Here is a 25926-nt window from a genome sequence, read left to right as displayed (position 1 = left end):
TTGGCGTGGATGCGCTCGGTGCCCCTCTGGAATGGTTCGGTGAGCGTCGAGACCAGGTGTGGCGGCAGTTTCTCGCCGGTGTTCTCGACCGTGAGTATCACGGTGCCGGAGTGGACGCCGGTGGTGACCCACACCCTGCCCTGTTCGGACAGATTGTGGACGATGGCGTTGTGCACGAGGTTCAAGGTCAGTTGCAGCAGGAGCGCCGGCGATCCGCTCGCAGGGGTGATGTCGCCGCGGGTCTCGATGGTGACGCCGTTCTTTTCCGCGAGGGGGAGCAGTGTTTCGGCGGCTTCTTCCGCCATGAGGGACAGGTCAACCCGTTCCCGGGTGAAGGACCGCTGGTCGGCTCGGCTGAGCAAGAGCAACGCTTCGGTGAGGTCGATCGCTCGGGTATTGACGACTTGGAGGCGGTCGAGGACTTCGCCGGTGTCGTGTGACGGATCGGTGCGGGCCACGTCGAGAAGAGACTTCGAGACGGCCAGCGGGGTGCGTAGTTCGTGCGAGGCGTTCGCCGCGAATCTCCGCTGCTCGGCGACGTGTGCTTCAAGCCGTGCGAGCATCGCGTCGAAGGCGTCGGCGAGTTCGCGGAACTCGTCCTGGCGGCCCGGCATCCGGATACGGTGCGCGAGCGATCCCGTGGCGGCCGTGCGGGTGGCGGACGTAATACGAGCCAGGGGGGCGAGCATGCGACCGGCGAGTATCCATCCTCCCAGGAGGCCGAACACGAGGAGGAACACCATGACCGCGGCTGCCGTCGGCGTGAAACCCTGCACGAAGTCGACGACCGGGTTTCTCTTCCACGCCCCCTCTTCGTTGGTCTGCAGCCACCCCTGTTGCAGGAGGAACACCGCTGTGGCGGCGAGCGCCAAGGCACCGGCGAGCATGAGGAATCCGGCGTAGCTGAGGGTGAGCTTGAGGCGGACGCTTAAACCAGGCCCTCTATCCACGGTCCCCTCCCCCGTCTCCGGCCTGCGGCTGTGCGTCGATTCGGTAGCCGACACCGGAGACCGTGGCGATGATCCACGGCTCACCGAGACGCTTGCGCAGTGCTGAGACGGTGATGCGGACAGCATTGGTGAACGGATCGGCGTTCGCGTCCCACGCGCGCTCCAGAAGTTCCTCGCCGCTGACGACACCGCCCTCGGCGGCGATGAGGACCTCGAGTACGGCGAACTGCTTGCGCGTCAGTGCGACGTAGCGGCCGTCCCGGTAGACCTCGCGTCGGAACGGATCCAGCCGCAGCCCCGCGATCTCACGGACAGGAGGCCGGCTGTGGGCACGCCTGCGGTCGAGCGCCCGGAGCCTGAGGACGAGTTCCTGCATTTCGAACGGTTTCGCGAGGTAGTCGTCGGCGCCGATTTCGAAGCCGGATGCCTTGTCGTCGAGGCGGTCGGCCGCGGTCAGCATGAGAATCGGCATGCCGCTGCCCGAGGCGACGATGCGTCTGGCGATCTCGTCGCCGGAAGGGCCGGGGATATCGCGGTCGAGGACGGCGATGTCGTATCTGTTGACGCTCAGCGATTCCAGGGCGATGTCGCCGTCGCCCGCGAGGTCGGCCGCGATCGCTTCCAGGCGCAGGGCATCGCGGATGGCCTCCGCCATATAGGGCTCGTCCTCGACGATTAACACACGCATGCTCTCGATGCTACGAGCGGGCACATATCGTCCGCGTATCGAAAACCGCGTCCGCGCCGACAGCACCGTGCCACCGTCCATCAGTGCGTCGCGAGGGCATGCCGAAAATCGGCTGGCCTGGGGGCAGGGCGCTGTGTACGGTCGGCCGGGTGGAACCGCTGACCGACAAAGAGATCCGCACGTCTTTCGTGAACTGCACGAAGGGTGACGCGGCCCGGATGAAGCTGCCGCTCGACTTCGCCGAGCTGCCGTGGCCCGACCTGGACTTCCTGGGCTGGGTCGACCCGGGCGCGCCACTGCGCGCCCATCTCGTCGTCCCGCGCCCCGACGGCCCGGTCGGCATCGCCCTGCGGGTCCCGGCCTCCGCCCGGACGAGCGCGACGAAGTCCAGCATGTGCCAGGTCTGCCTGACCTCGCACGCCTCTTCCGGTGTCACGCTGCTGGCCGCCCCGCTGGCCGGCACCCGCGGCCGCGAGGGCAACACGATCGGCACGTACGTCTGCGCCGACCTCGCCTGCCCGCTGTACGTCCGCGGTCTGCGTCAGCCCAAGCTGCGGGCCCGCCGCCCCGAGGAGTCGCTGTCCGTGGATGAGCGGGTGGCCCGGATGACGGGCAACCTCGACGCCTTCGTGAACCAGATCCTGGCGGGCTAGGACCCTCTCTTTCGGATCTTTCTGGGCTCGCGTGCCCCGGCACGCGGGGGCGGTAAGGCCTGGGGCCCGTGCCGCCCCCGCGCCGGCTTTCGGCGATCAGCGAAAGGCCTGCTCGCCGGTGAGCGCCTTGCCGATGACCAGGGCGTGCACCTCGCTCGTCCCCTCGTACGTGAGGACGGACTCCAGGTTGTTGGCGTGGCGCAGCACCGGGTACTCCAGGGTGATGCCGTTGGCGCCGAGGATGGTGCGGCATTCGCGGGCGATGGCGATGGCCTCGCGGACGTTGTTGAGCTTGCCGACGCTGATCTGCTCGGGCGTGAGAACGCCCTGGTCCTTGAGCCGGCCGAGGTGGAGGGCGAGCAGCATGCCCTTGCCCAGCTCCAGCGACATGTCGGCGAGCTTCTGCTGGGTGAGCTGGTACGAGGAGAGCGGCCGGGCGAAGACGGTGCGGTCGGCCGCGTAGGAGATCGCCGTCTCCAGGCAGTCGCGGGCGGCGCCGAGGGCGCCGAAGACGATGCCGAAGCGGGCCTCGTTGAGGCAGCCGAGCGGGCCGGACAAGCCACGGGCCCCGGGGAGCATCGCGTCGGCGGGCAGCCGGACGTCCTCAAGGACGAGCTCACTGGTGACGCTGGCGCGCAGGGACAGCTTCTGCTTGATCTCGGGCGCGCTGAAGCCGGGCGTGTCGGTGGGCACCACGAAGCCGCGCACGCCGTCCTCGGTGCGGGCCCAGACGACGGCGACGTCGGCCACGGAGCCGTTGGTGATCCACATCTTGGTGCCGTTGAGCACCCAGTCCGCGCCGTCGCGCTTGGCGTTGGTCCGCATGGCGCCCGGGTCGGAGCCGGCGTCCGGCTCGGTCAGGCCGAAGCAGCCGAGGTACTCGCCGGCGGCCATCCCCGGCAGCCAGTCCTGCTTCTGCTCCTCGGAGCCGTACTTCCGGATGGCGTACATGGCGAGCGAGCCGGTGACGGAGACCAGCGAGCGCAGTCCGGAGTCGACGGCCTCCAGCTCCACGCAGGCCAGGCCGTACGCCACGGAGTTGGTGCCCGCGCAGCCGTAGCCCTCCAGGTGCATGCCGAGGACGCCGAGACCGCCGAGGGAACGGGCGAGTTCGCGGGCGGGGATGGCACCGCTCTCGAACCACTCGGCGACGTGCGGGCGCAGCTCGCGGTCGGCGAAGGCCCGTACGGTACGGCGGATCTCCCGCTCCTCGTCGGTGAGCAGCCCGTCGATCGCGAGCAGATCGAGCGGGTGGACGGGCGAGGGCTGCGACGAACGCGGCGACTGCGGCGACGACTTCACGGACGGCCTCCTGGCGACTGTGCGACTGTGGCGACTCGGCGAGCCGCAGCCTAGCCCCAGATCGGATATTGGATCCAGTATTGAATATCTGTTCCTCCCCGCATACGGTCCGCTTGGATCCGATCACCGACGCATGGCCGACCCATCGCCGACGAAGGAGAGCGGAAATGCACGCGGAACAAGAGGAGGCGCCGGCCGCGGCCGGCGCGCTCGCGCCCGGCGCCCTGTCGGGCCTGGTCGTCGCGGACTTCGGCCGGGTCCTCGCCGGGCCGTACATGACGATGCTGCTCGCCGACCTCGGCGCCGAGGTCGTCAAGATCGAGCGCCCCGGCACGGGCGACGACACCCGGACGTGGGGCCCGCCGTTCGCCGACGGGCAGGCCACGTACTTCCTCGGGGTGAACCGCAACAAGCGGTCCGTCGCCCTCGATCTGACCGACCCGGAGGGTCTGGCCGCCGCCCGCGCCCTCGTCGACCGCGCCGACGTCCTCGTGGAGAACTTCCGCCCGGGCACGATGGACCGGCTCGGGCTCGGCTACGAGCAGGTGCGGGCCTCCAACCCGGGCCTCGTCTACTGCTCGGTGACCGGCTTCGGCTCGGCCGAGGGCGCCCATCTGGCGGGCTACGACCTGCTGGTGCAGGCCATGGGCGGGCTGATGAGCATCACCGGCGAGCCCGGCGGACCCGGTACCAAGGCGGGCGTCGCGCTCGTCGACGTGGTCACCGGCCTGCACGCCGGCCTCGGCGTCCTCGCCGCGCTCCGCCACCGCGACCGCACCGGGCAGGGCCAGCGGATCGAAGTGTCGTTGCTGACCTCGCTGTTGTCCGCGCTCACCAATCAGGCCGCCGCCCACCTGGCCACCGGGACCGTCCCGCGGCCGCTGGGCAACCGGCACCCCAGCATCACCCCGTACGAGGTGTTCGAGGCGAGCGACCGGCCGCTCGTCCTCGCCGTCGGCACCGACCGCCAGTTCCGCGCCCTGTGCGCGCGGATCGGCAGCCCCGGGCTCGCCGACGATCCGCGGTTCGCCACCAACACCGCCCGGGTCGCGCACCGCGAGGAGCTGGCCGCCGCGCTGTCCCGGCCGCTCGCCACGCGTACCGCCGACGCCTGGTTCGAGGAGCTGACCGCGGCCGGGGTGCCGTGCGGTCCGATCAACGACCTCGCCGGGGCCTTCGCCTTCGCGGACCGGCTGGGCCTCCCTGCCCGGGTGCCGGACACGGCGGCGGGGCCCGGCCAGGTCGCCCACCCCGTCGCGTTCGAGGCCACCCCGGCCGCCTACCGCTCCGCGCCCCCGCGCCTCGGCGAGCACACCGCCGAGATCCTCGCGGAGCTGTCGGAACGATCGGAACTGTCGGAGTCCGCGGACCGGCCGGCCCCCGCTCTCCCGCGTGACCGGCCCGGCGAGCGGCCCGTAGGAAGATGAACGCCACGCCGTCGAGGGAAGGGGCACAGCCGATGAGCAGCACGGGCAGCGCGGTGGAGCGGAGACGGCCGCCGACCGCCCAGCAGTTCGTGCTGACCGAGCTGCGGCGTGCCATCACCACCGGCGAGCTGCGGCCGGGCGACCCGATCCGGCAGGACGCGCTCGCCGCCCGGCTCGACGTCAGCCGGGTGCCGCTGCGCGAGGCGCTGAAGACCCTGGAGGCGGAGGGCCTGGTGGTGCATCACGTCCACCGGGGTTACTTCGTCGCCGAGTTGTCGCTCGCGGACCTGGAGGAGATCTACCGGATCCGCCGGATCCTGGAGACCGAGGCGGTCGTCGCGGCCCTGGCCCGGCGGCCGGACGGCCTGGCCGGCGCCCTGGAACGGATCCAGCGGGAGGTGGAACGGGCGGCGGACGCGGGGGACGTCTCCGCGATGGCCGAGGCCAACCGGCGCTTCCACTTCGTCCTCGTCAAGGCGTCCGGGATGCCGCGCCTGGTACGCCTGATCGCCACCCTGTGGGACGCGACCGACGCGTACCGCGCCCTCTACTACGCCGAGGACCCGCACCGCGCCCTCGCCGTGGACGAACACCGGGCGGTCGTCGCGGCGGTGGCCGCGGGCGATCCGGCGGCCCTGGTCCGGTGGCTGGACGAACACCGCGACCACGCGGTGGCGGCGGTGCGCGAGGTCCTCGACCTGGCGTGAGGGTCCGCCGGCCACCTGCGGGATGCCGGGACGGCACGTACGGGACACCGGGGCGGCGCGCACGGGAATCCAAAGCAGCACGTACGGCGGGCCGACGGGCTCGCCGTGCGCGGCCCCGGACGCGGGCCTAGCCTGGGAGAGGACTTTGCCCTCGTCAGGCAGGAGGACTGCCGTGAGGAATCCGACGACGGCGCGCCGGCGCAGGCTCTGCGTCGGCGCGGTTCTGGCGGGGACGCTGTCGCTGCCGGCTCTCACCGTCCCGGCGTACGGTGCGACGGCCCCCGGCCCGTACACGCCCCCGGTCTCCGCCGCTCCCGCGGCTCCGCAGCCGCCCTCCCCCACTCCGGCGGGCGACGAGTTCGCCACGCTCGACCGCTCGGTCACCGACCAGCTCGACGGCGCGGTGCAGCACGTCATGCGGCAGGCGCACGTCCCCGGCGTCATCGTGGCCCTCTCCGCGCCCGGCAAGGGCGAGTACATCCGTTCCTTCGGTGTCGCCGACAAACAGACCGGCCGGCCGATGACCCCCGGCCTCAACATGCGGATCGGCAGCGAGACCAAGACCTTCACGGTGACCGCCATGCTCGAACTGGTCGACCGCGGCAAGGTCGGTCTCGACGACCCGATCGGGAAGTACGTGAGCGGCGTACCCAACGGCGACCGCATCACTTTGCGCCAGCTCGCAGGGATGCGCAGCGGCCTGTTCAACTACACGGCCGACGAAGGCTTCTACAAGGCCTTCACGTCCGATCCGCAACGCCGCTTCACACCGCAGCAGTTGCTGTCCTACTCCTTCCGGCATCCGGTGAACTTCCAGCCCGGCCAGAAGTTCGAGTACAGCAACACCAACGCGATCCTGCTGGGTCTCGTGGTCGAGAAGGCCGGCGGGATGCCCCTGAACGAGTTCATCGCGAAGAACGTCACCGGCCGGGCCGGGCTCCGTCACACCTTCCTCCCGACGGACGCGGCGTTCCCCCAGCCGCACGCCCGCGGCTACACCAACCAGACAGCCACCGGACAGATCGAGGACTCCACCGACTGGGACCCGTCGTGGGCCTGGGCGGCCGGCGGCATGATCTCCGACCTGCCCGACCTGCGCACCTGGGCCCGGGTGGTCGCCACCGGCACGCTGCTGAGCACGCACACGCAGGCCGAGCGGCTGAAGACCGAACCGTCCGGGATCCCCGGCACGGGATACGGCCTGGGCATCTTCGACGTCCAGGGCTGGATCGGCCACAACGGCTCGCTGCCCGGATACGAGTCCCTGACCATCTACCTGCCCGAGCACCAGGCGACCCTGGTCGTGCTGCTCAACACCGACGTCTTGACGAACGGGATCGAGCCGAGCACGCTCTTCGGACAGGCGATCACCCGGATCGTCACGCCCCGGCACGTCTACAGCCTGCCGGAGCCGGCCGACACCCGGGCCACTCCGGGCTCCTGAACCGGACCCGGCCGCCCTGGCGGGATCCCGTCGGCCCCCGTCCCACGGACCCACGCCCGTGAGGGATCATGGACAAAGGATCCGAGAAGGGACGGGATCGAAGATGAGGCACCGCAACGTCGCCGACCTCATGACGCCCACCGCGGTCGCGGTACAGCGAGGAACTCCGTTCAAGGAGATCGCCCGGCTGCTCGACGAGTACGGCATCACCGCCGTCCCCGTGGTCGACGAGGCGAACCGGCCGATCGGCGTCGTCTCCGAGGCGGACCTCATGCGGCGGCACACGGTCAAGGACGGCCCCAGCAGCGCCGAGGCCATGATGTCGAGCCCGGTGGTCGTCGCCCGCCCGTCCTGGACGGCGGTGGAGGCGGCCCGGGTCATGGAGCGGCACCGGGTGAAGCGGCTGCCGGTGGTGGACGCGCACGGGCAGCTGATCGGCGTGCTCAGCCGCAGCGATCTGCTGCAGCTGTTCCTCCGGCGGGACCGGTCCATCCAGGAGGAGATCGTGGAGGACGTGGTCACCCGCATCCTCCGGCTCTCCCCCGCGTCCCTGCACATCGACGTCACGGAGGGCCGGGTCACGCTGAGCGGCGTCCTGCCGCGCAAGAGCCTCGCGCCGATCTTCCTGCGGCTGTGCGAGGACGTGGACGGCGTGGTGGAGGTCGTGGACCGGCTCACGTACGAGGACGCGCCCCGGGCCGGGGAGCACGGCACCGTCTGAGCCGTACGCCTGTTCCGTACCACTGATCCGCGGATCCCGCCGGTCCGCAGCGCACGGCCTCCCGTGGCCCGGAGCTCCGGGCCACGGGAGGCCGTCGCGGCGGTCCGCGTTACTGGACGGCCTCGGGCCAGCCGTATCCGGGGCCGGTGCGCTGCGGCACGGTGCCGGCGCCCATGGCCTCCATCTCCCGGTCGGCCTCTCTCATGAGCTGTCCGGCCAGATCCTTCATGGCCCGGCCCGCGGCCAGTTCGTCACCGATCGCCGGTACGTCCGCGTCCGCCGGGTTGCACCGGGCGGAGCCGTGGCCGGTGAGGGTCGACGTGCCGGTCTTCAGCCGGGCCTCGGCCTTCGTCCTGCCGCCGTCCTCGACCAGGTCCAGGCCGACCTTCCACTCGAGGTGCCGTGTCATGGCCTGCCTCCTCGTGCCTCGCGCCACGCGGAAGCGCCGCGCGGCCCTTCCTCCCATGGTCCCGCCACCGGCCCGGAGCCGCCAGGCGCTGATCGCCCGGCCCCGGGCACACCTCGCGTCTCCCCGCAACCGGACCGCGCTCTCGTGGGCCGCAGGCCGCGAGCCGCGAGCCGCTAGATACGGGACTTTCGCACCGAGTGCCACGCCGCCCCGGTCAGCGCCCGCGCCGACCGGACCACCGAGAGCTGCTCGTGCTCGCGGTAGAGGTTCCAGTTGTACGGGATGAGGCTCAGCTTGTTCGAGGAGAGCGACCCGGCCCGCGCCGCGCGGTACACCGCCAGGGGCTCGCGCAGGGACCGGGCGGGGGTTCCGTCGCGCATGATCGACAGCCAGAGGGCGTAGTCCTGCCGCTTCGGCATGTCCGGCATCAGCTTCGTCCCGACCACCCTGCGGTCGTACATGGCGGTCAGGGCGCCGATGTGGTCCTGGACCAGCATCGCGCGGTAGTCCACCTGCTCCGGTGCCCACACGACGCGCCCGTTCGCGACGAAGTCGGCGGCCTCCCCCTCGAACAGGGCCTCCATCTTGTAGTAGGAGGTGAACGTCAGGGGGGTCCCGGCCGTCGCGGCGAAGGCGAGCTGCTTCTCCAGCTTCGTCGGAAGCCACAGATCGTCGCTGTCGAGGAAGGCGACGTAGTCGCCCTTGGCCCGCTCGATGGCCAGGTTCCGGGCCCGGGCCGCGCCCCCTTGCCGGGGCGCCGCCTCCGGAAGGACCCGCCCGTCCTGCCAGGCGAACTCCTTCAGCAGGTCCATCGAGTCGTCCGAGGACGCGTCGTCGGTGATCAGCAGCTCGACATCGGTGTGGGTCTGTGCCAGCACCGACCGGACCGAGGCGCCGAGCGTGGCCGCCGAATTGTGGACCGGCATCACCACGGAAACCAGCGGCACCGCAGCACTCCTCATAGATCGCAGTCGTCAGGGAGGTCGTCGGCGTCGGCCCTGCTTCGACCACGGCGTTCGCCGCGCCGGGCGCCCTCGCCCCTCGCGGCCGAGGATATCGACCGACTTCCGCGGCACGTCACCCGGGTGCGCTCACGCCGTACGGGACCCGGCCGGCCACTCGAACGCCGCCTCGTACAGGCTCGCAGTCAGGCTCATACGGAACCGCCCGACTCCTCGGCCGAAACTCCTTCCTCGCACTTGCCTTCGCGAACACCGCCTCTGCCCGCTCCCGTACGTTCCCGCTGGTCGGCCGACTCTCGGCCGGAGCGTGCACCCCTGGTGCCGCTCGCCTGTTCACGTCGGCGTAGCGTGGCGGAATCTTCACTACCGCTGCATCGCGGAATTCATCTTTTCGGGTGTGTAGCCGATAAGCTCCCCACCGTGCCCGCGAGTTGACGGATCGTAACCGTTCAACTCGTGCTGCGTACTCATCGGTGCGGTGTCCGTGAGCACGCCCTGTTCGTCGTACATACGAAGGATGCAGATGGAACTCGCCACTCCGCCTCCGACCGCACAGGCCCCCGCTGCCTGGCGCGGCTGGTGGCTGCTGCCACTGGGCCTCGGCGGTGGGACAGCAGCCGCCACGTTCATGAGTGCGGATCGGATATCGACGGCCGTCGCCGGACTCGCGGCGACAGCCGCGAGCGCCGTGTGCGTTCGCCTTCTCTTGCGGACACGTGCGCAGGAGGGCCGGGCCGCGGAGACCCACCGCGCCGAATTGGCCCAGGCCTCGCAGCAGTGGCAGAAGCACGTCGCCGACATGGAGCGCCACACCTCTTCCGGAGTCGCCGACCAGGCGCGCCGGTACGAGGCGCAACTGGCGGAGCAGGGCGCGGCGTTCGAGGCTCGGCTCGCGGAAGAGACCAGGGCCTTGCAGGAGCGCGCGGACCAGCTTCTGGCGGCGGTGGCCCGGCTCGGTGACGTACAACTGCCCGACGCGATGCGGCGGCTGCGCGATGGCGAGGCCATCGACGACATCCTGCCGCCCGGCGCGCACCGTTCGGCCGCCGATGCCGGACTGCAGGCCGGACTGGACAAGATCCTCAAGGCCGCGTTGACCGGCATCGAGGCGGAGATCGACCGTTCGGCCTCCGCCGAGCAGGCCGTGATCAGTATCGGCAGCCGTATCCACGTTCTGACCAGCCTGCTGCGCGGCCGCCTGCACGAACTGCAGGGAGAGCACGGCCGGCTGCCGGCCGTCGCGAGGGGCCTGATGGAGCTGGACCAGGCCCTCGGTCCCGCCGACGGTCTCGCCGCCAGCATCGGCGTCCTCGCCGGCTCCGACCGCCCCGGCCGGCAGTGGCAGGAACCGCAGCCTCTGCTGAGTGTGGTGCGCGGCGGCGTCGGCCGGATCAAGGAATTCCAGCGCGTGGAGCTGCGCCGTCTGCCCGAACTGGGCGTCGACGGACGGCTGGTGGACCACCTCACGCTGCTCATCGCCCACCTGCTGGACAACGCCACGCGGTACTCGCCGCCCACCGAGCCGGTGGTCGTCTCCGGCAAGGAGGTCCCCAACGGTGTCGGCATCGAGATCCAGGACTCCGGCAAGGGCCTGAGCGAGGAGAAGAAGCGCGAGGTCGAGCACGCTCTGGCGGGCTCCGCGCCCGGCGCGGGCCTCGGCGGCATCTCGGAGGACGCCAACATCGGCCTGCGGGTCGTCGGCAAGATCGCCCGCCGCTACGGCATCCGCGTGACGTTCGCGGACTCGCCGTGGCTCGGCACCTCCGTCGTACTCGTCGTGCCCTACAAGTACTTCAGCCCGCTCGCGGCTCCCGTCGCGCCGAACGCGCCCGCCACACCGGCCGCACCGGCCGCATCCGCCACGGCCACCGTGTCCTTCCCCGCGGTTCCCGAGGCCGAGGCGCCCGCGAGTGTCCCGTCCGAGGCCACGCCGGTGACCCCGCCCGCCGGCGGCGATGCCACGGGCACCACGCCGGGCGGCCTGCCCCGGCGCCGGCGCCGCGCCGACGCGTCGTCCGCCGCGGCGGCGCCGTCCGAGCAAGCCGATCGTGCCACCGTCGACGCGGTGCCGTCGGACGCGTCCTTCGCCGGCCTCGCCGCGTTCGCCGCCGCCGGCCGTGACGCCCGTACCTCTGCCCCGGTGTCCCGGACCTCCGGGGCCGACCACGACACAACCGCTGGTGGACCGTCCACCGAGCACCGCACTGAAGAGAGCGACTAGCCCCCATGACGTACCAGGGATCCGACGTGAGCTGGGCGCTGCACGACCTTGTGGACAGCTTCAAGGAGGTCCGCTTCGCCGTCGTGGCATCGAGCGACGGAACGGCCATCGCCGGCCACGGCGCCGACGACCCCGATGACGTGGACCGCTTCGCCGCCGTGGTGGCCGGACTGCAGTCGCTGGCCACCCCGGTCGCCAAGCAGTTCCCCGAGCACGGAGGGCAGCTGCGCCTGGCGATGATCGAAGTCGACGGCGGTCATCTCTTCGTGGTCCGCGCGGGTGTGGAGACCTATCTCGGGGTCGTGGCCCGCGAGGGCCTCGACCAGGGCCTGCTCGGTCACCAGATGCAGGATCTCGCCCGCCGTATGGGCGAGCTCCTGGGTACCACGCCGCGCCGGGAGGAGCCCTCTGAATGAGTGCCCCCCGCGGCCCGGTCGATCCGTCCGGTCTCGAGCGTTATTACGTCCTCACCGGAGGACGTAGCGGACCGGGCGGGTCGGCCACGACTCTCGACGTGGCGACGCTGGTGGTCTCACGGGCCGCTCCCGCACCGGGAATGCAGCACGAGCACGAGGAGATCCTCCGGCTGTGCCGCGCCCCGCTGGCGGTGGCCGAGGTCAGTGCCCACCTCCGCCTGCCCTTCAACATTGTCGCGGTGCTGTTGTCCGACCTGATCCAGGACGACCGTATCGAAGCTCGTGACCCCATCCCGGCAGGCGCTGGTGGCAGGCACGACGTCAAGCTCCTCGAGGAGGTACTCCGTGGGCTCAGAGCAAGGCTTTGACCCATCCTGGCGGCCGGCCGGCGAAGACGCCCGCTCGGTGAAGGTGATGATCGCCGGGGGTTTCGGCACAGGCAAGACCACGATGGTCCGCTCGGTCAGCGATATCGAGCCACTGACCACCGAGGAGACCCTGACGCAGGCCAGTGCCGGCGTCGACAATCTCATCGGTGTCACGGACAAGACCCACACCACGGTCAGCCTGGACTTCGGCAAGATCGCTCTCAACGATTCACTGATGCTGTATTTGTTCGGCACACCGGGTCAGGAGCGGTTCTGGTTCCTGTGGAACGGGCTGTTCAAGGGCGCCCTCGGCGCGGTCGTCCTGGTGGACACCCGGAGACTGGACACCAGCTTCCGGGCGATCGAGGAGATGGAGCGGCAGAACGTTCCCTTCGTGGTCGCGCTCAACGTCTTCCCGGACTCCCGTGACTTCCCGTTCGACGAGATACGCGACGCCCTGGACGTTCCCGCGCACACGCCGGTCGTCGCGTTCGACGCCCGGGACCGGGCCGCCAGCCGTGAAGTGCTCGTCACTCTGGTTCAGTATCTGAAGGACCACTCGGCCGCAGCCCTGGAGCCCCGATGAACGACGAGACGCTGACCGGACCGGAAGCCGCGGGCTGCCCCGTCACCGGAGGTACGGACGCCGTCCGGCTCTACGGTCCGGAGGCGGCCACCGATCCCCATGTGATCTACGGGCGGTTGCGGGAGAAGCACGGCTCCGTCGCTCCCGTACTGCTGGAGGGCGACGTCCGCGCCTGGCTGGTTCTCGGCTACCGGGAGAACCGGCGGGTGCTGGACAACCCGCTGCAGTTCAGCCGTGATTCGCGGATCTGGACCGACTTCCGGGACGGCCGGGTCGAGGCGGCGTCCCCGCTGATGCAGATGGTGGGCTGGCGTCCGGACTGTGTCTCGCAGGACGGCGAGCCGCACCGCCGGCTGCGTGGGGCCGTGAACGACAGTCTGTACGCGATGGCCGGCCGCGGCATCCGCCGTCACATCACGCACTTCGCGAACAAGCAGATCGACGCGTTCATCGACGCGGGCCGGGCCGATCTGGTGGCCGACTTCGCCGAGTACCTGCCGATGCTGGTCCTCACCCGCGTCTACGGGCTCGCCGAGCGGGAAGGGCGCACCCTCGCCGAGTCCAGCAAGCAGGTGATCAAGGGTGGTGCGGACGCCCTCGCGCACAACGAGCGCATCATGGGCATCCTCGGCGAACTCGCCGCGCGTAAACGTGCGGAGCCCGGGGCCGACTTCGCCTCGAGTCTGATCGAGCACGGTTCCGGGCTCGACGAGGAGGAGATCGTCAACCATCTGCGCCTGGTCCTGATCACCGCCCACACCACGACCAGCAATCTGCTGGCCCGCGTCCTCCAGCTCGTCCTCACCGAGACGTCCTGGCTGTCCGGCCTGGTGAGCGGGCAGCTGAGCCTGTCCGCGGTCGTGGAGAAGGTGATGTGGGACTCCCCGCCGCTCGCCGTGCTGCCGGGCCGGTTCGCCACCGCCGACCTGGAACTCGGCGGATGCCCGGTCAAGGAGGGCGATCTTCTGGTGCTGGGCCTCACGGCCGGCAATCACGATCCGGCCATCCGCCCCGACACCGCTGTGTCGGTCCAGGGGAACGCCTCGCACCTGGCCTTCAGCGCGGGCCCGCACGAATGCCCCGGGCAGGGCATCGGCCAGGCCATCATCGAGACGTCGGTCAACATCCTGCTGCACCGGCTGCCGAAGCTGCGCCTGGCCGTGCCGCCGTCGGAGCTCACCTCCACGGCGTCCACCTGGGAGTCGCGGCTGGACAGCCTGCCGGTCGAGTTCGCCGTCTGACGGTGCCACCCCGGCGGTCCGCTGCCGGGGTGGCGTCCTCGCTTCACATGGTCAGCAGGTCGTCCACGGCGCCCCGACCGGCCAGTTCGGCCGTGGCCACCGGACCGGTCTTGTCAGCGGCGTACCGGCCGCTGGTCAGCGCCCACTCGTAGTTGCCGTTGATCCAGTGCCGGATGGCCTCCACGCCCTTCTCCACCCGGTCCCGTTCCTCGGCGTCGAGGCCCAGTTCGTCGCACATCTTCGGGACACGGGTCTCGAGGTCGAGGTACTCCTTGAGGCAGTCCGTCGTCATGCGGTACGCCTCGTCGGCGGCCTCCTCCCACGTGCAGTCCCGCTCCCTGCGCAGGACGGCTATGAGGTTGTGGCCGTCCCCGCGGCGCCGCTCGCGCTCGAAGGAGTGGATGTCGTTCATGAAGCCGATGGTGTCCGCGGCCAGATCCCGCAGCCGCTCCATGACCGGATGCGCCATCGCCGCGACCGGCACCTCGAAGCGGCTGCTGCGCTCGCCCGCGTCGATGCTGTGATGGATGCCGACGGTCCGGCGGCGGAACTCGGTGTACGCGTCCAGCCCGAGGCTTCCGGCCAGCCCGCGGGCGGCGAGGTCCACCTCCTCGCAGTGCGCCACCAGGAAGCGCCCCCAGGAGGCTGCGAACCGGGTCTGCCAGGCCAGGGACATCCCCTGGGACAGGGACTCCCAGACCTCCGCCCAGGCCAGGGTGATGGGGCAGACCACCCTCGGCTCGGTACCCGCCGGGCGCAGCGGCGTGGCGATCAGCTCGCGCGCCACCTCCGCCACCCGGTCCGCCCGGTCCGGTTGGCCGGCGTCGAACTGATCATCGAACAGGAAGGCCAGGGAGAACCAGTTCATCAACACGACCAGGTCATCCGCCGAGGCGTGCGGATAGGTACGGGCCGCGGCCTCCGCCAGGTCCCAGGACTGGTACTCCGCGAAGCCGGCCTCACTGCGCACCAGTCCCCGGTCCCGTACCCAGAGCAGATGACGCTCGCGGGCGTACTCCAGATGGGGGCTGACTGGCGTACTGAAGGGAAGGTCGAACAGCACATCCTGAGGCATACGCGTTTCCTTTCACCCAAGCGGAACGCAGAGCGACCAACCGGACTCCCTGCGTACGCGAACGTGGGTTCATCGTATGAACGTTGAAACGGAACCCGACAGGAGGGTGCGCCCTAAAGGATCTTCACCGCGCCCCGTCAGGCGCTCGGTCACGGAGCGGCGCGAACCCGGCCCTCACCGACACGCTCCGTAGGGCGTTCCGCTGGTGACCTCTCTCGCCAAGGTGGCCGCGCGGACGGGGAATTGCGGAATATGGACACACTGAGGCGCGACGGGAACGTCACCGCCCGGCCTTCCAGCGGCCCGCCCTCCCGCGCGGAGGGCGCATCCGCCTCGGCCGCCTCAGAACGCGTAAGTGACATATCTGTGCGCGCTCGTGATCTCACGTCACGCATCGCGCCATGGCGCCCACCCGCGAACTCCACTCCCCCAGGTCACCCTTGATGGAGCGTCACGCAGGCTGGCGTCCTGTCGGTGTCCCGTCGGCGTCGGCGTCGCCGCGAACCGGATGAGGTAAGAACGCGAAGCCGGGGCGCCGGCTCCGCCTCCCCGGCTCGCCCAGAACAGCACCCGCGCGTCGACCGTCACCGGCAGCAGCGGCCGCAGGCCGTCGGCCTATCAGGCGGTAGCCGCTCCGGAATCCGGTGCGCTTCCCTTCCGGAGCACACTTACGCGACTGACGTTGATTAAACGACACGTGTCGAATAACGTGAGTGTATGAGGCACATCGAAGTGTGGGCGGACGTGGTCTGCGCCTGGGCGTACATCGGCAAGCGGCGACTGGCCGCGGCCCTTGAAGAGGCCGCCATCCTCCTTGAGGAGCGGGACGGCGAACCCGTCGAGGTGGTGTGGCGGCCGTTCCGGATCGACCCCACGGCACCGGCCGAGGCGGAGCCACTGGAGGAAGCACTGCGGGACCCGGTGACGGACACGGCGCTGCGGGGCTGCGCACCCGGGACGACCGTGGCCGAGAACCATGCCAGGGTCTCGGAGATCGCCGCCGCCGAGGGGCTCGGGCCGCGCTGGGGCGCGGCATGGCGGGCCTCCAGTCATGACGCGCACCGGCTGATCGCCCTCGCGTACGAGCAGGGCGGAGCCGCCCTTCAGGACGCCGTACTGGAAGGGGTGCTGCGAGCCCACTTCGTCGAGCAGAGGGACATCAGCCGAACGGAGACACTCCGGGAGATCGCCTCCACGGCCGGGTTCGCTGAAGGAGCCCGGCTCCTGGACGAGGGCGGGGCCGAGGAATACGTACGGGAGACCCTGCTCCGGGGCAAGGCGATCGGGGTGACGACCTCGCCGACCCTGGTGATCGGCGGGGAGGCACTCGCCGGAGCGCACGCGCCCGAGGTGATCGCACGGTTCGTGGCCCGGGCCGCGGCCGAGCCACGACGGGAACTGCCGGCCGAGGTCGAACGGCTGAGGCTGGCCGAGGCGCTGCTCGACAAGGGGGATCCACTGGGCTGCCTGACTCTGCTGGGCGCGCTGATGGAGGAGTACCCCGAGGAGCTGAGCGTACGGATGCTCGCCGCGCGTGCCCACTTCCACTCGGCGCAGCTCTCGCGGGCGCGCGGCGAGCTGGAGACGCTGGTGGCGCAGAACCCCGACGACGCGTATGCCCGGCTACTGCTGGGCCGGACCCTGGAACGACAGGGGGCCAAGGAGGAAGCCACGCCGCATCTGCGGATCGCCGCCGCGATGAATCCCGAGTACGGCACGGCGGGCGGGCCCTCGTCGGCGTGACCTCGGGTGCCGTCGCCACACGTATGTGGCCGGCTGCACGACCGAAGCGACCGAAGCAATGGGCGACTGGCGATGACCGCCACTCAAAAGACGAACGTTGCATTTCCGTCACACGATATGGAAACGTGACCTCATGGCGAACAGCTCAAGCACCCGCGGCACCTCACTCGACCCCCGCGCCCGGCGGACCAGGGCGCTGCTGCGGGCCGCCGTCCTGGACCTCTCGACGGAGAAGGACCTGGACAGCATCACCATGAGCGACATCGCCCAGCGTGCCGAGGTGAACCGGGCCACGGTCTACCTGCACTACAAGGACCGTGAGGACCTGCTGCTCGACGCCACCGAATCGACGATGGAGGGAGTGGTCGAGGCGGCCCGCGCCTGCCGGTTGTCCGTGGACACGCACGCCCTGCCCGACGCCACTCCGACGCATCTGATCAGCCTGTTCGCCCAGGTCGACCAGCACCGCGCCGTCTACCGCCAAATGCTCGGCGAGGACGGCAGCGCACGCTGCGCCACCCGCCTCGAACACCTCCTGGCGCAGGCGTGGTTCGAGCAACTGACGGCCGAGCCCCCAGGCTCGCCCCACGAGACGGCGCTCCAGGTGCGCGCACACTTCCTCAGCGGGGCCGTGCTGGCGGTCATCGGCCGCTGGACCCGTGGCGACTTCGACGGCGAGGGCGAGGACGGCGGCGGCGGCGGGAACGGGAACGGGAACGGCATGAGTGTGGCCGAGGTCGCCGACCTCACGTGGGCACTGATCCGGGGCCAGAAGTAGCCAGGTGCGGCAAGCAGCCGTCACGATCGGAATCGTGCCGGCCCGCTGACAGAGGCGCCGGAGACGGGCATCAAGGCTACTCCAGCAGCTCCGCGCTGATCCGGTCCCAGCTCGGCTGCGGGCCGTCGACCGGACGTACGACCGTGAGCAGGCGGCCGTCGAGGAACGTGTCGAGCCGGTCTCCCGTCAGGGTGGCCGGCCGCTCGCGCTGGGCACGGCGGTCCAGCTCCACACGCTCGCCCAGGACTCCGAGCAATACCTCGTGCCGCGTCTCGCCGAGGACGTCACCTCGGATCCACCTCCCCCGGACGGGGACGCCGGCAAGCGTGCCGAGCTGGGTCTCCTCGCGGCTGAAGGCCCGGTTCATCGCCTCCTCGGCCGCCGGGCCCACCGGTCGGATCGCCGCCCTGGTGGCAGCCTGACCGCTGACTCCAGGAAGCGTCATGCGGAGCAGTCGACTCCGAGCGGGCCCTTGCCCTGGTCGCCGAGAATGTAGCTGAGCAGCAGGCGGATCTCGTGATCGCGCACACGCTGATCGATGGTCTTGCGCAGGTCGCAGGCGAGGGCGGGCCACGTCGCCAGTGAATCAGTCAGGTTCTCCACGATGCCGGACCAGTCGGCCCGGCGGCACGAAGGAGGCCGTCGCGTTGCAGGACATGGGGTTCGACTGCCATGCGAGGCAGCGTAGAGGCGCATCGGCCCGCCGGATGAACCGAGTACTCCCATCCCGGGCCGCTCTCACCCGCAAACGGACCGATGGCCGTTGTCACCAGCGGGTTTGCGCTGCTTCTGTGAGTGCGCGGCTGGTGCCCTTGCCTCGATGGCCGTCATTCGCGTTTGACCCTGTGGCAGGGCCCAGTGGGCGAGGGCTCCGCGGATGCGCCGAAGGCCCCGGGAGTTCGAGGCGAAGCCCTGCCGGAAGCCGCGCATCCCGATACCTTCCACCTCAGTGCGTGTACACAGTCGGGCGTCGATAATTCCACCACGATGCGCATGCGCGAAGAGCACTCTTACGACGTAAACCTGTCACTGCGTCAGTTAAGTCAGCATTGCGGTCAGCGTCAGTACCGCACAGAACCGCCCTGCAGCGCCATGAACTGCCATGAACCGCCAAGATCAAAAATCAGCACACCTGCCATGCCCTGCCGAAACCCAGCACAGCACCTTGCTTGCTCAGTTCACCAGGAGGTATCCATGAGGATGTTGATCAATGTGCCGGAGACCGTGGTCGCGGACGCGCTGCGCGGGATGGCCGCCGCGCATCCCGAGCTGACCGTGGACGTGGAGAACCGGGTCGTGCTGCGGCGCGACGCCCCGGTGGCCGGGCAGGTGGCGCTGGTGTCCGGCGGCGGGTCGGGGCACGAGCCGCTGCACGCCGGTTTCGTGGGTCCGGGGATGCTCGCGGGCGCGTGCCCCGGGGAAATTTTCACGAGCCCGGTACCGGACCAGATGGTGCGGGCGGCGGCCGCCGTCGACAGCGGCGCCGGAGTGCTGTTCGTGGTGAAGAACTACACCGGTGACGTGCTCAACTTCGAGATGGCCGCGGAGCTGGCGGAGGACGAGGGCATCCAGATCGCCAAGGTCCTCGTCGACGACGACGTCGCCGTGACCGACAGCCTGTTCACGGCCGGACGCCGGGGCACCGGTGCCACGCTGTTCGTGGAGAAGATCGCGGGCGCGGCCGCCGAGGAGGGCGCGCCGCTGGAACGCGTGGAGTCGATCGCCCGCCGGGTCAACGAGCGTTCCCGGAGCTTCGGGGTGGCGCTGAGCGCGGTCACGACCCCGGCGAAGGGCTCGCCGACCTTCGATCTCCCGGAGGGCGAACTGGAGTTGGGCATCGGCATCCACGGGGAGCCGGGCCGGGAGCGGCGGCCGATGATGACCTCGCGGGAGATCGCGGACTTCGCCGTCGACGCGGTCCTGGACGATCTGCGCCCACGCGGACCGGTGCTCGCTCTGGTGAACGGGATGGGGGCGACGCCGCTCCTGGAGCTGTACGGGTTCAACGCGGAGGTCCAGCGGGTGCTGGGCGAGCGCCGGGTGCCGGTCGCGCGCACCCTGGTCGGCAACTACGTGACCTCGCTGGACATGGCGGGCTGCTCGGTGACGCTGTGCGAGGCGGACGAGGAGACGCTGCGACTGTGGGACGCGCCGGTGAGCACGCCCGCGCTGCGGTGGGGCCGGTGAGCGGCGCCGCGCCGGAGCACGCCGGCGACGAGACGTACGGCAGCGACAGCGCCAGGGACAAGGACAGGGAAAGCGACAAGCCGCGCACGACAGGCAGGGCGACGGTGGAGAGGTCGGCGGACATGGCCGGGGAGACGGAGTACGACGCGGAGTTCTTCCGCGCCTGGATGACGGCGGCGGCGAGCGCCGTGGACCGGGAGGCGGACCGGCTGACCGAACTGGACTCGGCGATCGGCGACGCGGATCACGGTGCCAATCTCAAGCGGGGATTCGCGGCGGTGGCCGCGACCCTGGAGAAGGAGCCGCCGGCCACGCCGGGCGCGGTGCTCGCCACCGCCGGACGGCAGCTGATCTCGACGGTGGGCGGCGCGTCCGGCCCGCTGTACGGGACGCTGCTGCGCCGGGCCGGCAAGACGCTGGGCGACGCCCCGGTGGTGTCGCGGGCCGCGCTCGCCGAGGCGCTGGCGGCCGGAGTGGCCGCGGTGGCGCAGCTCGGCGGGGCGCAGGTGGGCGACAAGACGATGCTGGACGCGCTGACACCGGCGGCCGAGGCACTGGGGACGTCGTTCGCGGCGGCCCGGGAGGCGGCGGAGGCGGGCGCGCTGGCGACCGTCCCCCTGCTGGCGCGCAAGGGCCGGGCCAGTTATCTGGGTGAGCGGTCGCGCGGGCATCAGGATCCGGGGGCGACCTCGTCGGCGTTGCTGATCGCCACCCTCGCGGAGGTGGCGGCATGAGCGGGTCGGCGCACCGGGTCGGGATCGTGCTGGTGTCGCACAGCGCGGCGGTCGCCGCGGCGGTCGCCGAGCTGGCGCGTGGTCTGGCGGGCGGCGGGGACACGGCGCCGATCGCACCGGCGGGCGGGACTCCGGACGGCGGTCTGGGCACCAACGCGGAGCTGATCGCCGAAGCGGTGAAGCGGGTGGACGAGGGCGCCGGGGTGGCACTCCTGGTCGATCTCGGCAGCGCGGTCCTCACGGTGAAGGCGCTGCTCGCGGAGGGGGACGAGCTGCCGGAGGGGTCGCGGCTGGTGGACGCCCCGCTCGTGGAGGGCGCGGTGGCCGCTCTGGTGGCGGCGAGCGTCGGGGGCGATCTGGACGCGGTGGTGGCCGCGGCGTCGGAGGCGTACGACTACCGCAAGGTGTGAGCCGTCCGCCTCGGGCCGTACCCATGCCGTCGTACGGACTGCCGTCGTACGGGCTGCCGTCATGCGGCCTGCCCTCGTACGGCGGGGTGCGGCCCGGGGCTGCGGCCTCGGCGCTGTGGCGTCGGGCACATCGCCCCACCCTCGTTATGCAACTTGTTGCACAAGCATCGGCCGGTCGTCTACAACAGTCGGTGACGACCCCGCGCGAGGAGGCGCCCCCATGGCCCCGAACACCCCGTACCCGCATCTGCTCAGCCCGCTGGACCTGGGCTTCACCACCCTGCCCAACCGGGTCCTGATGGGCTCCATGCACGTCGGCCTGGAGGAAGCCGAGCACGGCTTCGCGCGCATGGCCGCGTTCTACGCGGAGCGGGCCCGGGGCGGCGTCGGCCTGATCGTCACCGGCGGCATCGCCCCCAACGAGGCCGGCCGGCCGTGGGACGGCGGCGCGAAGCTGACGACCCCCGAGGAGGCCGCCGAGCACCGCCTCATCACCGACGCCGTGCACGCCGAGGGCGGCCGGATCGCGATGCAGATCCTGCACTTCGGCCGGTACGCGTACCACGAGGGCCTGGTCGCGCCCAGCGCCCTCAAGGCGCCCATCAGCCCCTTCGTGCCGAACGAGCTGACCGACAGCGAGGTCGAGCAGACCATCGAGGACTACGCCCGCTGCGCCGAGCTGGCCCGCGAGGCCGGGTACGACGGCGTCGAGGTGATGGGCTCCGAGGGCTACCTGATCAACGAGTTCATCGCCGCCGCGACCAACCGGCGCACCGACCGCTGGGGCGGCTCGTACGAGAACCGGACGCGTTTCCCGCGGGAGATCGTGCGCCGTATCCGCGAGCGGGTCGGCGAGGACTTCATCGTCGTCTACCGCCTCTCCATGCTCGACCTGGTCCCCGGCGGCTCCACCCTCGACGAGGTGGTGGCCCTCGCCAAGGAGATCGAGGCGGCCGGCGCGACGATCATCAACACCGGCATCGGCTGGCACGAGGCCCGGATCCCCACCATCGCCACCTCCGTGCCGCGCGGCGCCTACACCTGGGTGACGAAGCGGCTGATGGGCGCGGTGTCGGTGCCGCTGGTCACCGGCAACCGGGTCAACACCCCCGAGGTCGCCGAGCAGGTCCTTGCCGAGGGCCGGGCCGACATGGTGTCCATGGCCCGCCCGTTCCTCGCCGACCCGGAGTTCGTCGCCAAGGCCGCCGCCGGCCGCGCCGAGACCATCAACACCTGCATCGGCTGCAACCAGGCGTGCCTGGACCACACCTTCAGCATGAAGATCACCTCCTGCCTGGTGAACCCGCGGGCCTGCCACGAGACCGAGCTGGTCCTCTCCCCCACCCGGCTCGCCAAGCGGATCGCCGTCGTCGGCGCCGGCCCGGCCGGTCTCGCCTGCGCGGTGTCGGCCGCCGAGCGCGGCCACACGATCACCCTGTTCGACGCCGGCGCAGAGATCGGCGGGCAGCTGAACGTGGCCCGGCGGGTGCCCGGCAAGGAGGAGTTCGACGAGACCCTGCGCTACTTCCGGGTCCAGCTCGCCGAGCGCGGCGTCGACGTCCGCCTGAACACGTACGTGACGGCGGACGACCTGGCGGAGTACGACGAGGTCGTCGTCGCCACCGGCGTCACCCCGCGCGTCCCCGCGATCGAGGGCGTCGGCCACCCGAGCGTGGTCGGCTACCTGGACGTGCTGCGCGACGGCGTGCCCGTCGGCGAGCGGGTCGCGGTCCTCGGCGCCGGCGGCATCGGCTTCGACGTCGCCGAGTTCCTCACGGACGGCGGCGAGGGCGCGAGCCGGGACCCCGAGACGTACTTCCGCCAGTGGGGCGTCGACACCACGTACGCCGCCGCGGGCGGACTGCGCACGCCCGAGCGGCCCCGCCCGCCGCGCCAGGTGCACCTGCTCCAGCGCAAGACCACCAAGGTCGGCGCGGGCCTCGGCAAGACCACCGGCTGGATCCACCGCACCGAGCTGAAGCACCGCGGCGTCACCATGGTCGCGGGCGTCACGTACGACCGGATCGACGACGCGGGCCTGCACCTCACGGTCGACGGCGAGCAGCAGGTCCTGCCGGTCGACACGGTGGTGCTGTGCACCGGCCAGGAGCCGCGCCGCGACCTGTACGAGGCGCTGACCGCCGCCGGCCGTACGGCGCACCTGATCGGCGGCGCGGACGTCGCCGCCGAACTGGACGCCAAGCGGGCGATCGACCAGGGCACGCGGCTCGCCGCCGCCCTCTGACCGGCTCGCGCGAGCCGTACACGGGCCGCGCGCACCGCATGCGCGCGGCCCTGCGCCACGACCGGTCGAACCTAGGATGCGTCCATGTCCCTCCCGTACGCGATCCTCACGGCCCTGCTCGAGAAGCCGTCCTCCGGCCTCGAACTGACCCGCCGTTTCGACCGGTCGATCGGCTACTTCTGGTCGGCCACGCACCAGCAGATCTATCGCGAACTCGGGAAGCTGGAACAGGCGGGGTACATCCGTGCCCTGCCCGCTCCCGTCCCCGCGCGCGGGCAGAAGAAGGAGTACGAGGTGCTGCCCGCCGGCCGGGCCGAGCTGGCCGCCTGGGTGGACGTCCCCGAGGATCCGAAACCGATGCGCTCGGCGCTGATCCTGCGGATGCGGGCGGCCGCGGTGGTCGGCGGCCATGGCCTGCGGGAAGAGCTGGAACGCCATCTCGCCCTGCATCAGCGGCAGTTGGCGGAATACCTGGACATCGAGGTACGGGACTTCCCGCCCGCGCGCCGGACCAGCGAGCCGGACCGGCTGCGCCATCTCGTCCTGCGGGGCGGCATCGACCTGGAGCGGTTCTGGGTGCACTGGCTCACGGACGCCCTGTCGGAACTCGGCGGCGACCGGATCGGTGGGACGCCGCAACCGACGGACGTCGGCCACGAGGCCTGAACCCGACCCTCGTCGCGCACCGCCGTGGATACTGGTCACCAACCGAGACCGGACGGATCCACGGGGCGTGGATCCACCACGCGAAAGGGCGAGGATGGTCGACGAGTTGAGGCCCCGCAGGACACGTCACGCGGTGGTCGTCGGGGGAAGTCTCGCGGGTCTGCTGGCAGCCCGGGTGCTGAGCGAACACGCCGAGAGAGTCACGGTCGTCGAGCGCGACCGATTTCCGGAAGGGCCGGACCCACGGCCCGGTGTCCCGCAGGGACGCCATCTCCACGTACTGATCGAAGGCGGCCAGCGGGCACTCGACCGGCTGCTGCCCGGCTTCGTGGACGAACTGCGCGCGCTCGGCGCGCCCCGGGTCGGGATGCCCGAGGACATGGTGCAGTGGCAGAACGGGCAGTGGTTCCCGCGCACCGACCCGATGGTGCACTTCTACTCCGGACCGCGCTCGCAGATCGACTGGCTGGCGCGCAAACGGGTGTTCGCCGACCCGCGGATCGAACGGATCGAGGGCACCGAGGTCACCGGGCTCATCGGTGATTCCACCCGGGTACGGGGGGTGCTGCTGCGCGAGCGGGGAGCGGGCGGGGGCGGGGGCACCGGTGAAAGTACGGGTGAGGGCGGGAGGTCCGGCCGGGAGCCGCGCCGCCTGGAGGCCGATCTGGTGGTGGACGCCTCCGGCCGCTCGTCGAAGGCGGCGGACTGGCTGGCGGGCATCGGCGCCGAGGCGCCGCACGAGGAGACGCTGGACACCGGCCTGGGCTACGCCACCCGGGTGTTCCGCTCCCCCGTCGGCGATTCCACCACGGACGCCCTCGGCATCTACGTCGTCCCCGGCCCCACGCAGACGTACGCGGGCGTCGTGCTGCCCCTCGGCGACGGCCGCCATCTGGTCACCCTCTCCGGAGTCCGCGGCGACATGCCGTCCACGGACGAGGAGGCGTTCGAGACGTACGCGCGCAAACTGCCGCACCCGGTGGTGGCCGACTGGATCTCCCGGGCCGAGCCGCTGTCGCCGGTCCACGGTTTCCGCCAGACCGCCAACATCCGCCGCCGCTACGACCGTCCCGGCCGCCGCCCGGCCGGCTTCCTCGCCACCGGCGACGCGCTGACCTGCTTCAACCCGATCTACGGGCAGGGCATGGCGGTCGCAGCGCTCAGCGCGCTGGCGCTGCGCGACGCGCTCGGCGACCGGAAGCGGGTGCCGACCACCGAGCGGGTGCAGAAGGCGCTGTTCGAGGCGTCGCGGCAGGCGTGGGACATCTCGGCGGGCGCCGACCGGAAGATGCCGGGCGCGACCGGGAACGCGGTGCGCGGCAAGCCGCTGGACAAGGCGACCGGCTGGTACATGCGCCGGGTGCAGGATCTGACGCCGACCCACCCGGCGGTCGGGGCGGCCTTCCGCGCGGCGGTGGCCTTGACCGGTCCGCTGAGCGGACTGTTCGCGCCGGCCGTGGCGCGCGCGGTGCTGTTCGCTCCGGTCCCGGAGAGGCTCACGGCGCCGCCGATGCACCGCTCGGAGCACTGACACCCGTCCGATTCGCGAGGTAGAGGAAGGCGGGAACGGCCCTGGCCGTTCCCGCCTTTCGGCATCAGGGGCGGTGGGCCGGCGGCCGGGGCGTGGCCTCGCGACCGGGCTGTCCGGTCTGTCTGGGCAGCGTGGGCTGCCCGATGGGGCAAGACAGCCGGAACCAGGTTCGGGCTCGGCGCCCCTCGGGTCGGGGTGGTCGCGTGGGCAGGCTGGGCATGCGATCACGATCGGCAGACGCCGTTGCCCGTGTTCGGTTGTGGTGCGGTGTCGTTCCGGGAGGCGACGGATGAAGGAGTCCCCGGGGAAGGCGACGGACCGTTCCGACGCTGTCGCGCCTGTCCGGGGCCGGGCTGATCGGATCTCGCCCCACAGTGTGCAGCGTTTGCAGGGGGCGGTGGGTAACGCGGCGGTGGCCCGTCTGGTGGCCCAGCGTTATACGGCTCCGGTGAAGCCTTCCGC

General features: G+C 71.2%; 26 protein-coding genes. 18 read left to right on the top strand and 8 right to left on the bottom strand.

Annotation, left to right across the window (positions count from 1 at the left end; genetic code table 11):
* Together ABZ693_RS33490 and ABZ693_RS33485 are read right to left on the bottom strand one after the other, a co-directional pair.
* On the bottom strand, positions 1-950 hold a 950-nt coding region (locus tag ABZ693_RS33490), incomplete at its 3' end, for a sensor histidine kinase (protein WP_359885185.1).
* Positions 943-1638 (bottom strand): response regulator transcription factor, encoded by a 696-nt coding sequence (locus ABZ693_RS33485; protein ID WP_359885184.1) that lies wholly within the window; start codon positions 1636-1638, stop codon positions 943-945. The genes ABZ693_RS33485 and ABZ693_RS33490, both read right to left, overlap by 8 nt.
* A 149-nt stretch (positions 1639-1787) precedes the next feature.
* Between ABZ693_RS33485 and ABZ693_RS33480 the strand changes: the two genes are divergently transcribed.
* A complete protein-coding gene (locus tag ABZ693_RS33480) occupies positions 1788-2291 on the top strand; it encodes an FBP domain-containing protein (RefSeq protein WP_359885182.1) in 504 nt (167 codons plus the stop codon).
* Between the two features lie 96 nt (positions 2292-2387).
* Here the strand turns inward: ABZ693_RS33480 and ABZ693_RS33475 are convergent, their stop codons facing one another.
* Complete coding sequence (locus ABZ693_RS33475) at positions 2388-3593, bottom strand: acyl-CoA dehydrogenase family protein (RefSeq protein WP_359885180.1); 1206 nt, start codon at positions 3591-3593, stop codon at positions 2388-2390.
* Positions 3594-3760: 167 nt separating this feature from the next.
* Between ABZ693_RS33475 and ABZ693_RS33470 the strand changes: the two genes are divergently transcribed.
* The 4 genes from ABZ693_RS33470 (at position 3761) to ABZ693_RS33455 (ending at position 7892) form a co-directional block, all read left to right on the top strand.
* The gene (locus ABZ693_RS33470) at positions 3761-5020 is read left to right on the top strand and encodes a CaiB/BaiF CoA transferase family protein (protein WP_359885178.1); all 1260 of its coding nucleotides are present in this window, start codon (positions 3761-3763) and stop codon (positions 5018-5020) included.
* A gap of 32 nt (positions 5021-5052) precedes the next feature.
* A complete protein-coding gene (locus ABZ693_RS33465) occupies positions 5053-5727 on the top strand; it encodes a GntR family transcriptional regulator (protein WP_359885176.1) in 675 nt (224 codons plus the stop codon).
* Positions 5728-5899: 172 nt separating this feature from the next.
* Complete coding sequence (locus ABZ693_RS33460) at positions 5900-7171, top strand: serine hydrolase domain-containing protein (RefSeq protein WP_359885174.1); 1272 nt, start codon at positions 5900-5902, stop codon at positions 7169-7171.
* Positions 7172-7274: 103 nt separating this feature from the next.
* Positions 7275-7892, top strand: a complete 618-nt coding sequence (locus tag ABZ693_RS33455; RefSeq protein WP_359885172.1) for a CBS domain-containing protein — start codon at positions 7275-7277, stop codon at positions 7890-7892.
* A gap of 109 nt (positions 7893-8001) precedes the next feature.
* Here the strand turns inward: ABZ693_RS33455 and ABZ693_RS33450 are convergent, their stop codons facing one another.
* Both ABZ693_RS33450 and ABZ693_RS33445 read right to left on the bottom strand, forming a co-directional pair.
* Positions 8002-8301: a DUF1876 domain-containing protein gene (locus tag ABZ693_RS33450; RefSeq protein ID WP_359885170.1), complete on the bottom strand. Its 300-nt coding sequence runs from the start codon at positions 8299-8301 to the stop codon at positions 8002-8004.
* A 173-nt stretch (positions 8302-8474) separates the two neighbouring features.
* A complete protein-coding gene (locus tag ABZ693_RS33445) occupies positions 8475-9248 on the bottom strand; it encodes a glycosyltransferase family 2 protein (protein WP_359885168.1) in 774 nt (257 codons plus the stop codon).
* A gap of 538 nt (positions 9249-9786) precedes the next feature.
* On the opposite strand from ABZ693_RS33445, the gene ABZ693_RS33440 reads away from it, so the two are divergent.
* From ABZ693_RS33440 to ABZ693_RS33420, 5 genes are read left to right on the top strand one after another with little or no spacing between them, the layout of a single operon-like run.
* Positions 9787-11484 carry an ATP-binding protein gene (locus ABZ693_RS33440; RefSeq protein ID WP_359885167.1) on the top strand — a complete coding sequence of 566 codons (1698 nt, stop codon included), beginning with the start codon at positions 9787-9789 and terminating at the stop codon, positions 11482-11484.
* Positions 11485-11489: 5 nt separating this feature from the next.
* Positions 11490-11900, top strand: coding sequence for a roadblock/LC7 domain-containing protein (locus tag ABZ693_RS33435; protein WP_359885165.1), 411 nt, complete (start codon positions 11490-11492; stop codon positions 11898-11900).
* Positions 11897-12268, top strand: a complete 372-nt coding sequence (locus tag ABZ693_RS33430) for a DUF742 domain-containing protein (RefSeq protein WP_359885163.1) — start codon at positions 11897-11899, stop codon at positions 12266-12268. Before ABZ693_RS33435 ends, ABZ693_RS33430 begins: the two co-directional genes overlap by 4 nt.
* A gap of 46 nt (positions 12269-12314) precedes the next feature.
* Positions 12315-12854 carry a GTP-binding protein gene (locus ABZ693_RS33425; RefSeq protein ID WP_381669401.1) on the top strand — a complete coding sequence of 180 codons (540 nt, stop codon included), beginning with the start codon at positions 12315-12317 and terminating at the stop codon, positions 12852-12854.
* Complete coding sequence (locus ABZ693_RS33420) at positions 12851-14095, top strand: cytochrome P450 (protein ID WP_359885160.1); 1245 nt, start codon at positions 12851-12853, stop codon at positions 14093-14095. Before ABZ693_RS33425 ends, ABZ693_RS33420 begins: the two co-directional genes overlap by 4 nt.
* A 43-nt stretch (positions 14096-14138) precedes the next feature.
* On the opposite strand, the gene ABZ693_RS33415 is transcribed toward ABZ693_RS33420, so the two are convergent.
* The gene (locus ABZ693_RS33415; protein ID WP_359885158.1) at positions 14139-15170 is read right to left on the bottom strand and encodes a 7-epi-alpha-eudesmol synthase; all 1032 of its coding nucleotides are present in this window, start codon (positions 15168-15170) and stop codon (positions 14139-14141) included.
* A gap of 717 nt (positions 15171-15887) precedes the next feature.
* Between ABZ693_RS33415 and ABZ693_RS33410 the strand changes: the two genes are divergently transcribed.
* Together ABZ693_RS33410 and ABZ693_RS33405 are read left to right on the top strand one after the other, a co-directional pair.
* Complete coding sequence (locus tag ABZ693_RS33410) at positions 15888-16913, top strand: DsbA family protein (RefSeq protein WP_359885156.1); 1026 nt, start codon at positions 15888-15890, stop codon at positions 16911-16913.
* A 133-nt stretch (positions 16914-17046) separates the two neighbouring features.
* Complete coding sequence (locus tag ABZ693_RS33405; protein WP_359885154.1) at positions 17047-17691, top strand: TetR/AcrR family transcriptional regulator; 645 nt, start codon at positions 17047-17049, stop codon at positions 17689-17691.
* 76 nt (positions 17692-17767) lie between these two features.
* On the opposite strand, the gene ABZ693_RS33400 is transcribed toward ABZ693_RS33405, so the two are convergent.
* Both ABZ693_RS33400 and ABZ693_RS33395 read right to left on the bottom strand, forming a co-directional pair.
* Positions 17768-18136, bottom strand: a complete 369-nt coding sequence (locus tag ABZ693_RS33400; RefSeq protein WP_359885153.1) for a hypothetical protein — start codon at positions 18134-18136, stop codon at positions 17768-17770.
* A complete protein-coding gene (locus ABZ693_RS33395) occupies positions 18133-18294 on the bottom strand; it encodes a hypothetical protein (RefSeq protein ID WP_359885151.1) in 162 nt (53 codons plus the stop codon). The genes ABZ693_RS33400 and ABZ693_RS33395 overlap by 4 nt, the downstream gene beginning before the upstream one ends.
* 591 nt (positions 18295-18885) lie before the next feature.
* Between ABZ693_RS33395 and dhaK the strand changes: the two genes are divergently transcribed.
* From dhaK to ABZ693_RS33365, 6 genes are all read left to right on the top strand, one after another.
* A complete protein-coding gene (gene dhaK / locus ABZ693_RS33390; RefSeq protein WP_359885150.1) occupies positions 18886-19878 on the top strand; it encodes a dihydroxyacetone kinase subunit DhaK in 993 nt (330 codons plus the stop codon).
* A 122-nt stretch (positions 19879-20000) separates the two neighbouring features.
* On the top strand, positions 20001-20612 hold the full coding sequence (dhaL, locus tag ABZ693_RS33385) for a dihydroxyacetone kinase subunit DhaL (RefSeq protein ID WP_359885187.1): 612 nt from the start codon (positions 20001-20003) through the stop codon (positions 20610-20612).
* Positions 20609-21022, top strand: a complete 414-nt coding sequence (dhaM, locus tag ABZ693_RS33380; protein ID WP_359885148.1) for a dihydroxyacetone kinase phosphoryl donor subunit DhaM — start codon at positions 20609-20611, stop codon at positions 21020-21022. Before dhaL ends, dhaM begins: the two co-directional genes overlap by 4 nt.
* Positions 21023-21242: 220 nt before the next feature.
* Entirely contained in the window at positions 21243-23267 is a 2025-nt protein-coding gene (locus ABZ693_RS33375; protein ID WP_359885146.1) for an oxidoreductase, read from the top strand.
* Positions 23268-23351: 84 nt separating this feature from the next.
* Complete coding sequence (locus tag ABZ693_RS33370; RefSeq protein ID WP_359885145.1) at positions 23352-23933, top strand: PadR family transcriptional regulator; 582 nt, start codon at positions 23352-23354, stop codon at positions 23931-23933.
* A gap of 94 nt (positions 23934-24027) precedes the next feature.
* Entirely contained in the window at positions 24028-25464 is a 1437-nt protein-coding gene (locus ABZ693_RS33365; RefSeq protein ID WP_359885143.1) for an FAD-dependent oxidoreductase, read from the top strand.
* Positions 25465-25926: the final 462 nt, after the last annotated feature.

The sequence above is a fragment of the Streptomyces laurentii genome (assembly GCF_040635425.1).
GTDB lineage: Bacteria > Actinomycetota > Actinomycetes > Streptomycetales > Streptomycetaceae > Streptomyces > Streptomyces laurentii.
Note: the sequence above shows the minus strand (reverse complement) of the source record. Positions and strands in the feature narration are given on the sequence as shown.

What these genes read in the sequence shown, in the direction of transcription:
- ABZ693_RS33440 (WP_359885167.1), top strand. Translation starts at nt 9,787, where the DNA reads ATGGAACTCGCCACTCCGCCTCCGACCGCACAGGCCCCCGCTGCCTGG.
- dhaL (WP_359885187.1), top strand. Translation starts at nt 20,001, where the DNA reads ATGGCCGGGGAGACGGAGTACGACGCGGAGTTCTTCCGCGCCTGGATG.
- ABZ693_RS33455 (WP_359885172.1), top strand. Translation starts at nt 7,275, where the DNA reads ATGAGGCACCGCAACGTCGCCGACCTCATGACGCCCACCGCGGTCGCG.
- ABZ693_RS33405 (WP_359885154.1), top strand. Translation starts at nt 17,047, where the DNA reads ATGGCGAACAGCTCAAGCACCCGCGGCACCTCACTCGACCCCCGCGCC.
- ABZ693_RS33435 (WP_359885165.1), top strand. Translation starts at nt 11,490, where the DNA reads ATGACGTACCAGGGATCCGACGTGAGCTGGGCGCTGCACGACCTTGTG.
- ABZ693_RS33370 (WP_359885145.1), top strand. Translation starts at nt 23,352, where the DNA reads ATGTCCCTCCCGTACGCGATCCTCACGGCCCTGCTCGAGAAGCCGTCC.
- dhaK (WP_359885150.1), top strand. Translation starts at nt 18,886, where the DNA reads ATGAGGATGTTGATCAATGTGCCGGAGACCGTGGTCGCGGACGCGCTG.
- ABZ693_RS33420 (WP_359885160.1), top strand. Translation starts at nt 12,851, where the DNA reads ATGAACGACGAGACGCTGACCGGACCGGAAGCCGCGGGCTGCCCCGTC.
- ABZ693_RS33465 (WP_359885176.1), top strand. Translation starts at nt 5,053, where the DNA reads ATGAGCAGCACGGGCAGCGCGGTGGAGCGGAGACGGCCGCCGACCGCC.
- ABZ693_RS33375 (WP_359885146.1), top strand. Translation starts at nt 21,243, where the DNA reads ATGGCCCCGAACACCCCGTACCCGCATCTGCTCAGCCCGCTGGACCTG.
- ABZ693_RS33470 (WP_359885178.1), top strand. Translation starts at nt 3,761, where the DNA reads ATGCACGCGGAACAAGAGGAGGCGCCGGCCGCGGCCGGCGCGCTCGCG.
- ABZ693_RS33485 (WP_359885184.1), bottom strand. Translation starts at nt 1,638, where the DNA reads ATGCGTGTGTTAATCGTCGAGGACGAGCCCTATATGGCGGAGGCCATC.
- ABZ693_RS33415 (WP_359885158.1), bottom strand. Translation starts at nt 15,170, where the DNA reads ATGCCTCAGGATGTGCTGTTCGACCTTCCCTTCAGTACGCCAGTCAGC.
- dhaM (WP_359885148.1), top strand. Translation starts at nt 20,609, where the DNA reads ATGAGCGGGTCGGCGCACCGGGTCGGGATCGTGCTGGTGTCGCACAGC.
- ABZ693_RS33400 (WP_359885153.1), bottom strand. Translation starts at nt 18,136, where the DNA reads ATGACGCTTCCTGGAGTCAGCGGTCAGGCTGCCACCAGGGCGGCGATC.
- ABZ693_RS33410 (WP_359885156.1), top strand. Translation starts at nt 15,888, where the DNA reads ATGAGGCACATCGAAGTGTGGGCGGACGTGGTCTGCGCCTGGGCGTAC.
- ABZ693_RS33425 (WP_381669401.1), top strand. Translation starts at nt 12,315, where the DNA reads ATGATCGCCGGGGGTTTCGGCACAGGCAAGACCACGATGGTCCGCTCG.
- ABZ693_RS33365 (WP_359885143.1), top strand. Translation starts at nt 24,028, where the DNA reads ATGGTCGACGAGTTGAGGCCCCGCAGGACACGTCACGCGGTGGTCGTC.
- ABZ693_RS33430 (WP_359885163.1), top strand. Translation starts at nt 11,897, where the DNA reads ATGAGTGCCCCCCGCGGCCCGGTCGATCCGTCCGGTCTCGAGCGTTAT.
- ABZ693_RS33450 (WP_359885170.1), bottom strand. Translation starts at nt 8,301, where the DNA reads ATGACACGGCACCTCGAGTGGAAGGTCGGCCTGGACCTGGTCGAGGAC.